At 58.5% G+C, this 9,186-nt stretch carries 9 protein-coding genes; 7 read left to right on the top strand and 2 right to left on the bottom strand.

Annotated elements, in window-relative coordinates; genetic code table 11:
- Positions 1–381 (top strand): translation elongation factor Ts (tsf, locus tag ACMLHZ_RS04340; RefSeq protein ID WP_418666573.1); only part of this gene is annotated, 381 nt, incomplete at its 5' end.
- A gap of 126 nt (positions 382–507) precedes the next feature.
- Positions 508–810: a YerC/YecD family TrpR-related protein gene (locus ACMLHZ_RS04335; RefSeq protein ID WP_177566054.1), complete on the top strand. Its 303-nt coding sequence runs from the start codon at positions 508–510 to the stop codon at positions 808–810.
- Positions 811–917: 107 nt separating this feature from the next.
- Here the strand turns inward: ACMLHZ_RS04335 and ACMLHZ_RS04330 are convergent, their stop codons facing one another.
- Entirely contained in the window at positions 918–1,496 is a 579-nt protein-coding gene (locus ACMLHZ_RS04330; protein ID WP_177566056.1) for a xanthine phosphoribosyltransferase, read from the bottom strand.
- 335 nt (positions 1,497–1,831) lie between these two features.
- Between ACMLHZ_RS04330 and ACMLHZ_RS04325 the strand changes: the two genes are divergently transcribed.
- The 5 genes from ACMLHZ_RS04325 to ACMLHZ_RS04305 all read left to right on the top strand — a co-directional run bounded on the left by ACMLHZ_RS04325 (position 1,832) and on the right by ACMLHZ_RS04305 (position 6,676).
- Positions 1,832–3,037 (top strand): ABC transporter substrate-binding protein, encoded by a 1,206-nt coding sequence (locus ACMLHZ_RS04325; protein ID WP_418666572.1) that lies wholly within the window; start codon positions 1,832–1,834, stop codon positions 3,035–3,037.
- 181 nt (positions 3,038–3,218) lie between these two features.
- The gene (locus ACMLHZ_RS04320; RefSeq protein WP_418666571.1) at positions 3,219–4,100 is read left to right on the top strand and encodes a branched-chain amino acid ABC transporter permease; all 882 of its coding nucleotides are present in this window, start codon (positions 3,219–3,221) and stop codon (positions 4,098–4,100) included.
- A gap of 10 nt (positions 4,101–4,110) precedes the next feature.
- Positions 4,111–5,193 (top strand): branched-chain amino acid ABC transporter permease, encoded by a 1,083-nt coding sequence (locus ACMLHZ_RS04315; protein ID WP_418666570.1) that lies wholly within the window; start codon positions 4,111–4,113, stop codon positions 5,191–5,193.
- Between the two features lie 2 nt (positions 5,194–5,195).
- The gene (locus ACMLHZ_RS04310) at positions 5,196–5,957 is read left to right on the top strand and encodes an ABC transporter ATP-binding protein (RefSeq protein ID WP_418666569.1); all 762 of its coding nucleotides are present in this window, start codon (positions 5,196–5,198) and stop codon (positions 5,955–5,957) included.
- Positions 5,958–5,959: 2 nt separating this feature from the next.
- The gene (locus ACMLHZ_RS04305) at positions 5,960–6,676 is read left to right on the top strand and encodes an ABC transporter ATP-binding protein (RefSeq protein WP_418666568.1); all 717 of its coding nucleotides are present in this window, start codon (positions 5,960–5,962) and stop codon (positions 6,674–6,676) included.
- Between the two features lie 73 nt (positions 6,677–6,749).
- On the opposite strand, the gene ACMLHZ_RS04300 is transcribed toward ACMLHZ_RS04305, so the two are convergent.
- On the bottom strand, positions 6,750–9,161 hold the full coding sequence (locus ACMLHZ_RS04300; RefSeq protein ID WP_418666567.1) for a response regulator: 2,412 nt from the start codon (positions 9,159–9,161) through the stop codon (positions 6,750–6,752).
- Between the last annotated feature and the right edge of the window lie 25 nt (positions 9,162–9,186).

Genomic DNA, 9,186 nt, shown 5'->3' with positions numbered 1-9,186 from the left:
GGCAAGGACGTGGCCATGCAGATCGCCGCTGCGAACCCCGGTTATGTGCGCGAGAGCGAAGTTCCCGCAGCTGTGATCGAAAAGGAGAAGGAGATCCTTCTGGCCCAGATCGCCAACGACCCCAAGAACGCAAACAAGCCCGACGCGATCAAAGAGAAGATGGTGCTGGGCCGCGTTGGCAAGTTCTATAAAGAGAACTGCCTGGTGGATCAGGAGTTTGTGAAGGACCCGGATCTTACCGTGGCAAAGTACACCGACAAGGTGGCGAAGGACCTGGGCGGCAGCATTGAGATCGCAAAGTTCGTGCGCTACGAAAAGGGCGAGGGCCTGGAGAAGCGCTGTGATGATTTTGCGGCCGAAGTTGCCAGCATGATGAAATAATATCTGTAAGGAAAGGCCGCCGGAAAGGCGGCCTTTTTCTTTTCAAGAATAGGCTTGCATTTTGCAAAGCTTTGTGGTACACTTTAATGCGATAAAACAAGAAAGTAAAGCATAGCGAGGTGTATAATGGCTGACAAGAACCATTTGAAAAACCCGGCGACCAACGCCCTGTTTGAGGCGATCCTTTCTTTGAATGATATGGACGAGTGCTATAGCTTTTTTGAGGATCTGTGCACCATGAAGGAGTTGGCTGATATGGCGCAGCGCCTGGAGGCGGCCAAAATGCTGCTGGAAGGAAAAACCTACGAACAGATCGTAAAAAGCGTGGAGATCAGCACCGCCACCATCAGCCGGATCAACCGTTGCATCCAATATGGAAACGGCGGTTATGAGCAGGTCATCAAGCGGGTCGAGGGCAAAGAAAACTGAGATAAAAAGGGCCGGCCGCATACTGCGGCCGGCCCTTTTTATTGGAAGGGAAAAAAGCGCTGCCGGCGCAATTCCCGGTTTGTGCCGTTTGCGGGCTGTGCAGCCGTTCATTGGGGCCGGAAACGAAGACGCCCGTCGTCGGTCATTTCGTCCACAATAGCAAGGCTCGACACCTTGTAGCCCTGGGCACGCAGGGTATCCCCGCCCTGCTGAAACCCCTTTTCAATGGCGATGCCGATGCCGCCCACCTGCGCGCCGGCCTGGGCGCACACATCCAAAAGGCCGTGCATGGCCTTGCCCACCGCCAAAAAATCATCCAGGATCAGCACCTTGTCCTGCGGGCCCAAAAACTTTTTGGAAAGAGTGATATCATAGTCTTTTCCATATGTAAAGGAGTGTACAGTGGAGGTGAAAACCTCGCCGTCGATGTTTTTGCTTTTGGCTTTTTTGGCAAACACCACAGGCACGTTAAAATACCGGGCCGTCATGCAGGCGATCGCAATGCCCGACGCCTCGATGGTGAGAATTTTGTTGATGCCGTCGCCTTTATAAAGGCGGTAGAATTCCTGGCCGAGCTTGTCCAGCAGGTCCACATCCAGCTGGTGGTTCAAAAAGCAGTCCACCTTCAGCACGTTGCCGGGCCGGACCTGGCCCTCGCTTAAAATACGCTGTTCCAAAAGTTCCATGACGCTGCGCACTCCCTGTTTTTAAAATAGTACTACTATTATCGCAAAGTTCGCGCAGCTTTGCAATGCCCCGGGCGCATTAAAATGGGGGAAACCCTGCAAAAAGATGATAATTCTATAACGAAGTTGGCGCTTTGGGCATAGAAAATAGAAAAATCAGGGCAGTTTTATGCAATTTACCCACTACAGCGCTTTACAACGGTAAAAAGTATGTAAAAATAGCGAATTGTTTCTTTGCAGGAATGTGTTTATAATTTAGAAAACGTTCACCAGACTTTGTGCATTACAGGACGACACGAGGCTCAGGGAGATACGTAAAACAGGAGGGAAACGTTATGAAAAGATTCTTGAGTGCGGCGCTTGCAGCGGCCATGGCGGTAAGCCTGGTTGCCTGCGGCGGCACCACTTCGGCCCCTGCGGGCTCCACCCCGGCCGGTTCCACTGCTTCCGGCTCCACGGTTTCCGGGAATGCCGGCGGCTCTTCGGCCGCCCCGCTGAAGATCGGCGGCATCGGCCCCCTGACCGGCGGCGCTTCGACCTACGGCATTGCTGTAAAGCAGGGCGCCGAGCTGGCGGTGGAAGAGATCAACGCCCTGGGCGGCATGCAGTTCGAGCTGAACTTCCAGGACGACGAGCATGACCCCGAGAAGTCGGTCAATGCGTACAATGCCCTGAAGGACTGGGGCATGCAGGTGCTGCTGGGCACCGTGACCACCGGCCCCTGCCTGGCGGTGGCCTCTGAGGCGGAAGCCGACAATATGTTCCTGCTTACCCCGTCGGCCTCCGCGGTGGACGTGGTGAAGGGCGATAACGCCTTCCAGGTGTGCTTTACCGACCCGAACCAGGGCGTTGGATCGGCCGATTACATTGCCGACAACAAGCTGGCCACCAAGGTGGCGGCGATCTACGACGCTTCCGATGCTTATTCCTCCGGCATTTATGCCAAGTTTGCGGAGGAGGCCGCGGCAAAGGGCTTGGAAGTCGTTTCCGCCGAATCCTTTACCGCCGACAGCAAGACCGACTTTTCCGTGCAGGTGCAGAAGGCCAAGGCTGCCGGCGCGGAGCTGATGTTCCTGCCCATCTACTACAACGAGGCCAACCTGATCATCCAGGAAATGAACAAGCAGGGCTATGACGCCAAGATCTTTGGCTGCGACGGTCTTGATGGCCTGCTGACCATCAAGGGTGCCGACACCAGCCTGTTTGAGGGCATCATGCTGCTCACCCCGTTTGCAGCCGACGCGCAGGACGACATGACCAAGAACTTTGTTTCCAAGTACGAGGAGAAGTACGGCGAGACCCCCAACCAGTTTGCGGCCGACGCCTACGATGGTGTTTACATCATCAAGGCCGCCATGGAGCAGGCTGCCGCCAACACCTCCATGAGCGCTTCCGAGCTGTGCGATCTGCTGAAGCCCGCCATGACCGCCATCAGTGTGGACGGTCTGACCGGCGATGGCATGACCTGGGCGGCCAGCGGCGAGGTCAGCAAGGCCCCCCGCGCTGTGAAGATCGAGAACGGCATTTATACCGCGATGTAACGCTTTGAACGCCGAAGGGGGCTGCCGCCAGGGGGCGGCAGCCCCCTTTTTCTCCAACAAAATCACAAAAAACTTGTGCGCGCTTTAGAGCGGTGCTATAATAATATGTATATTTTGCGGGAGGCGGCGTGTGCCACAGGGGGGCGCGGGCCGGCTGCGGCGCTGGAGAAGGGGAGTATCTATGGACTTTGTATCCTACCTCATCAATGGCATCAGCCTGGGCAGTGTGTACGCCATTATTGCCCTGGGCTATACCATGGTGTACGGCATTGCAAAGATGCTGAACTTTGCCCACGGGGACGTGATCATGGTGGGCAGCTATATCGTGTTCATTGCGGTGAACTCGATGGGGCTGCCGTCGGTTGCGGCGATCGGGCTGTCGATCGTGGTGTGTACCCTTTTGGGCATTACCATCGAGCGGCTGGCCTACAAGCCGCTGCGGGGCGCGCCCAGCCTGGCGGTGCTGATCACCGCCATCGGCGTGAGCTACCTTTTGCAGAATCTGGCGCTGCTGATCTGGGGGTCCGACCCCAAGTCCTTCAAATCGGTGGTGACCATTCCGGCCCTGCACCTGGCGGGCGGCGAACTGGTCATCACCGGCGAGAGCATCGCTACCATCCTGGTGTCGGCGCTGATCATGGCGGCGCTGATGCTGTTTGTGAACCACACACGAATGGGGCACGCCATGCTGGCCGTGTCCGAGGATAAGGGGGCGGCCCAGTTGATGGGCGTGAATGTGAACGCCACCATTTCGCTCACCTTTGCCATTGGTTCGGGCCTGGCGGCCGTGGCAGGCGTGCTGCTGTGCTCGGCCTATCCATCACTGCAGCCCACCACCGGCGCCATGCCCGGCATCAAGGCGTTTACCGCGGCGGTGTTCGGCGGCATCGGTTCCATCCCGGGGGCCATGGTGGGCGGTATCCTGCTGGGTGTGATCGAGATCTTCGGCAAGGCGTATATCTCCACACAGCTGGCGGACGCCATTGTGTTTGCGGTGCTGATCGTTGTGCTGCTGGTCAAGCCCACCGGCCTTTTGGGCAAAAAGATCAGCGAGAAGGTGTGAGGTGGTACATATGAACTTCTTCAAAAGAATGCAAAAGTCCACCCGGAGCAACCTGATCACCTACGGCATCGTGGTGGCGTTTTATTTGCTTATGACCGCTCTTGCCGGGGGCGGGCTGCTGAACAATTCCATGCAGGGCATGCTGGTGCCCATCTGCACTTATGTGGTGCTGGCGGTGTCGCTGAATCTGACTGTGGGCATTCTGGGCGAATTGAGCCTGGGCCATGCGGGATTTATGAGCGTGGGCGCCTTTTCGGGCGCGGTATTCTGGATGATTGCGGGGGATGGCATGCCCATTTGGGCCGGCATGCCCCTGGCCATGCTCGTGGGCGGCGCGATGGCCGGCGTGGCCGGCTTTTTGATCGGCATCCCGGTGCTGCGGTTGCGGGGCGACTATTTGGCCATCGTGACCCTGGCCTTTGGCGAGATCATAAAGAATATCCTGAATTCCTTCTATTTGGGGGTCGACGGCAGCGGCCTGCACTTCTCCCTGAAGGATGCGGCCTCGCTGAAGCTGGCAGCGGACGGTAAGGTGATCATCAACGGGGCCATCGGCATTACGGGCCTGCACAAGGCCTCCACCTTTACCATAGGTATCCTGCTGATCCTGGTGACCCTGTTTGTGATTTTGAACCTGGTGAATTCCCGCGCGGGGCGGGCCATCATGTCCATCCGCGACAACCGCATTGCCGCCGAGGCCACCGGCATCAACGTGACCAAGTACAAGCTGATGGCCTTTATCACCTCGGCGGTGTTCGCGGGCATGGCGGGGGTTCTGTACGCATTGAACTTCTCGACCCTGGCAGCCAAAAAATTCGATTACAACACCTCGATCCTGGTGCTGGTGTTCGTGGTGCTGGGCGGCATCGGCAATATCCGGGGCTCCATCATCGCGGCGGCCCTGCTCACCGTGCTGCCCGAGCTGCTGCGCGGCATGCAGGAATACCGCATGCTGATCTATGCGCTGCTGCTGATCCTGATGATGATCTTCAACCAGAGCCCCCAGATGGTCGCGTGGCGCGGCCGCTTTGCGGCGAAATTCCGCGCCATGGCGCAGGAACGCACTAAAACAAACCAGAAAGGGGGCGTGTGAGCATGGCGCTGCTGGAAGTGACCAACCTGGGCATCGCGTTCGGCGGCCTGCAGGCCGTGGCGCAGCTGGATATGAAGCTGGAAAAGGGCGATCTGTTCGGCCTGATCGGCCCCAACGGCGCGGGCAAGACCACCGTGTTCAACATGCTCACCGGCGTGTACCGCCCCACCGAGGGCGATATCATTCTGGACGGGGTGAACATCACCGGCAAAAAACCGGAAAAGATCTGCCGCGCGGGGATCGCCCGCACGTTCCAAAACATTCGCCTGTTCAACGAGCTCACCGTATTGGACAACGTGAAAGTGGGCCTGCACAACCAGGTGCGCTATAACATGTGGACCGGCGTTTTCCGCCTGCCCGGCTACCGGGAAAAGGAGCGGGAGATGAACAAACGGGCCATGAAGCTGCTCAGGATCTTTGACCTGGACAAGGAAGCCAGGCTGCCGGCCTCCAGCCTGCCCTACGGCAAGCAGCGCAAGCTGGAGATTGCCCGGGCGCTTGCCACAAACCCCAAGCTGCTGCTGCTGGACGAACCCGCCGCCGGCATGAACCCCAACGAGACCGAGGAACTGATGAACACCATCAAGTCGGTGCGCGACACCTTTGGCGTGGCGGTTTTGCTGATCGAGCACGATATGAACTTTGTGATGGGCATCTGCGAACACATTGTGGTGCTGGATTACGGCCGCGTGATCGCGGAGGGCCCGGGTGAGGTCATCCGCAATCACCCCAAGGTGATTGCCGCGTATCTGGGAGGTGACTGAAGATGGGCGAAATGCTGCGAGTAAACAATGTGAATGTGTTCTACGGCTCCATCCACGCCATCCGGGACATCTCGTTTCATGTGGACGAGGGGGAGATCGTGACCCTGATCGGCGCGAACGGCGCGGGCAAGACCACCACCATGCACGCCATCTCGGGCCTTTTGCGCCCCAAGAGCGGCGAGATCGATTTTATGGGGCATCGCATCAGCCAGATGGAGGCCCACAAGATCATCGGCCTGGGCCTTGCGCAGGTGCCGGAGGGCCGCCGGGTGTTCAGCCATCTGTCGGTGCAGGAAAACCTGGAGATGGGCGCCTACACCCGCAAGGACAGCAGGGAAGCCGTGCTGGATGACTACGAGATGGTGTTCGAGCGCCTGCCACGCCTGAAAGAGCGGCGCAAGCAGCAGGCGGGCACCCTGTCCGGCGGCGAGCAGCAGATGCTCGCCATCGGCCGGGCTTTGATGTGCCGCCCCAAAATGCTGCTGCTGGATGAACCCTCGATGGGGCTTTCGCCCCTGCTGGTAAAGGAGATCTTCAAGATCATTGAGGATGTGAAAAAGGACGGCGTGACCGTGCTGTTGGTGGAGCAGAACGCCAAAATGGCGCTGGAGATCGCCGACAGAGCCTATGTTTTGGAGACCGGCACCATCAAGATGGAGGGCCCGGCCGACGAGCTGGCCAACAACATTGAGGTGCGCAAGGCGTATTTGGGCTGTTGAAGCGAGCAATGAAAAAAGGGCCGCCGGAAAGCGATGACTTTCCGGCGGCCCTTTTGCGCGCAGCAGCGCCTGCTCACTGCGGTTCGCGGCGTTTCAAAACGGCTTCCAGCGTGCGGTACAGGGCCGACACATCAATGGGCTTGGAGATGTGGGCATTCATGCCCGCCTCCAGCGCCGCGGCCACATCCTCCTGAAAGGCATTGGCGGTCATGGCGATGATGGGGATGGCGGAGGCGTTGGCCGCGCTGGAGCGGCGGATTGCGCGGGTGGCCTGGTAGCCGTCCATTCCCGGCATCTGGATATCCATCAGGATCAGCCCGCAGCTGCGCCCCAGGGGGGAACAGAACCACTCGACAGCTTCCTGGCCGCTGCGGACGCAGCTTACCCGCGCGCCGGCCATTTTTAAAAGCTCCACCGCGATCTCCAAATTCAGCTCGTTGTCTTCCGCCACCAGGATGTGGTGGCCGGCGAGCAGGGTTGGTTTTACGAGACTGGCCGGCCTTGGGAGCGCCTGCCCCAGCTTGGTGGCGGCCATAAGCGTGTTGTAGAGCGAGGAGGCAAACAGGGGCTTTGAAAGGAACAGGTCGACACCCGCCTCGCGGGCCGGCGCTTCGATCTCGCTGTAATCGTAGGCTGTGAGGATGATGATCAGGGTGTCGGGCCCCACGATCGCGCGGATCTGCCGCGCCGTTTCAATGCCGTTCATGTCCGGCATTTTCCAGTCGATCAGGCAGATGTCGTAATCTTTGCCGCGCCTGTGGGCGGTGCGGATCTCGCGCACCGCTTCGCCCCCGCTGAGCACCCATTTTGCTTTCACGCCGAACTTTTTCAGGAGCAGCGAGGCGTAGGCGCAGTCGTCCGCGTTGTCGTCGCTCACCAGCACCCGCAGCGTATCCATAGAGGGATACAGCAGCGGCTTGTTCTGCGAAGAGAGAGCCAAGGGAAGATCCACCACAAAAACCGTGCCCTGGCCCAGCTGGCTGCGCACCGAGATGGAGCCGCCCAAAAGCCCCACCAGGTTTTTGGTAATGGGCATGCCAAGCCCCGTGCCGCCCCTGGCGTTCTCCTGCTCGAAGGGCTCATAGATACGCGAAAGAAATTCCTCGCTCATGCCGCGCCCGGTATCGCTGACCGCAAACTGCAGGGTCTGCGTGTTGTTTTTCCGGCCCAGCTCTTTTACCGCCAGCCTGACCTTCCCCTTTGGCGGTGTGAATTTTACCGCGTTGGAGAGCAGATTGATCAGGATCTGGCTCACCCGCATGGCGTCGCCCAACAGCTCGTCTTCCAGGACCCCCTGCACGGTCACCCGGAAATCGACTTCCCGGGCCGCCGCCTGGGGGTAAATGATGGTGGTGACGGCTTCCAGCACCTGCTGCAGGTAAAAGGGCTCGCGGTTCACCGTGAGCTTGCCGTCCTCGATCTTGGACATATCCAAAATGTCGTTGATGAGGCTGAGCAGGTGCTTTGCGGAAAAGGTGATCTTGCCCAGGCAGTCCTCGATGCGGGCATCATCGCCGATGTGGGCCGCGGCGATGGTCGTCATGCCGATGATGGCGTTCATGGGCGTGCGGATCTCGTGCGACATGCGGGACAAAAAATCCCGTTTGGCGGCGTTGGCTTTTTGCGCGCTGACCAGCGCGTCCTGGAGATGCTGCTTTTGCTCTTCCAGCTGCTTTTGCATCTCGCGCAGCTCCGTCAGGTCGGTCACGTCGATGTAGAGCAGCAGGTAGACGGGGGCGCCGTCGATCCAGTCCACACAGTCGCCGTTGACCTGCATCCAAACGGTCCGGCCCTTACGGTTTTGCAGCTTGGCCAGAAAGTGGATATGCTCCCCTTGTTTTGTATGTTCCAATTGGGGAATAATGCAATCCTTGTTGGCCTCCACGTTCAGGCGGAAAAAGGGGTCCTGCGGGTCCCGCTGCCCTGAGATCCCGAAAAAGGCATTGAACTGATCGTTTGCGTCCAGAAGCTCGATGTGCAGATAATCGCGGATGAGATATTTGGCCACAAAGCCGGAGATGTTGTTGTAGGTGATGGACTGGGCCCTCTGCATTTTTACCAGATCGTCCACATTGGTGATCACCGTGTAGGCGATGGGGCAGCCCCGCAGCATGTTTTGGGTGAAGAACCCGCACATCTGCACCCAAATGTGCCCGCCGCCCTTGACCGGCATGCGGGTGGTGAGCCTGTAGCTTTTGCGGCCTGCCTGCAGGGCACCCACCACCTGGGCATTGACCGCTTGAAGCTCGTCCTCGTAATGATGAAAGGGGTAATACAGATCCGGCCGGTTGTGAAACAGCGCCTCGTATTCCTGTTTGTCGTAGCCGATCATTTTGTAATAAAAATCGTTGCCCCACACCATGGTAAAATGCTCGTCCAGCAAATGCTTGCTGACGCTCACCTCCATGCTGTTCATCAGCAGCTCATAGTCCTCGGCCACGTCGCTGTGTGCCAGAAGGCCGCCTTCCTGATACGGCTGGTCCATATCCCTTTGCCTCTCTTCTTTAAAA

Origin of the sequence: Allofournierella sp. (assembly GCF_048388525.1) — a bacterium.
In the GTDB taxonomy this organism is placed as follows: Bacteria; Bacillota; Clostridia; order Oscillospirales; family Ruminococcaceae; genus BQOK01.
Note: the sequence above shows the minus strand (reverse complement) of the source record. Positions and strands in the feature narration are given on the sequence as shown.

Coding starts and splice junctions, on each gene's coding strand:
- ACMLHZ_RS04335 (WP_177566054.1), top strand. CDS start 508: ATGGCTGACAAGAACCATTTGAAAAACCCGGCGACCAACGCCCTGTTT.
- ACMLHZ_RS04330 (WP_177566056.1), bottom strand. CDS start 1,496: ATGGAACTTTTGGAACAGCGTATTTTAAGCGAGGGCCAGGTCCGGCCC.
- ACMLHZ_RS04325 (WP_418666572.1), top strand. CDS start 1,832: ATGAAAAGATTCTTGAGTGCGGCGCTTGCAGCGGCCATGGCGGTAAGC.
- ACMLHZ_RS04320 (WP_418666571.1), top strand. CDS start 3,219: ATGGACTTTGTATCCTACCTCATCAATGGCATCAGCCTGGGCAGTGTG.
- ACMLHZ_RS04315 (WP_418666570.1), top strand. CDS start 4,111: ATGAACTTCTTCAAAAGAATGCAAAAGTCCACCCGGAGCAACCTGATC.
- ACMLHZ_RS04310 (WP_418666569.1), top strand. CDS start 5,196: ATGGCGCTGCTGGAAGTGACCAACCTGGGCATCGCGTTCGGCGGCCTG.
- ACMLHZ_RS04305 (WP_418666568.1), top strand. CDS start 5,960: ATGGGCGAAATGCTGCGAGTAAACAATGTGAATGTGTTCTACGGCTCC.
- ACMLHZ_RS04300 (WP_418666567.1), bottom strand. CDS start 9,161: ATGGACCAGCCGTATCAGGAAGGCGGCCTTCTGGCACACAGCGACGTG.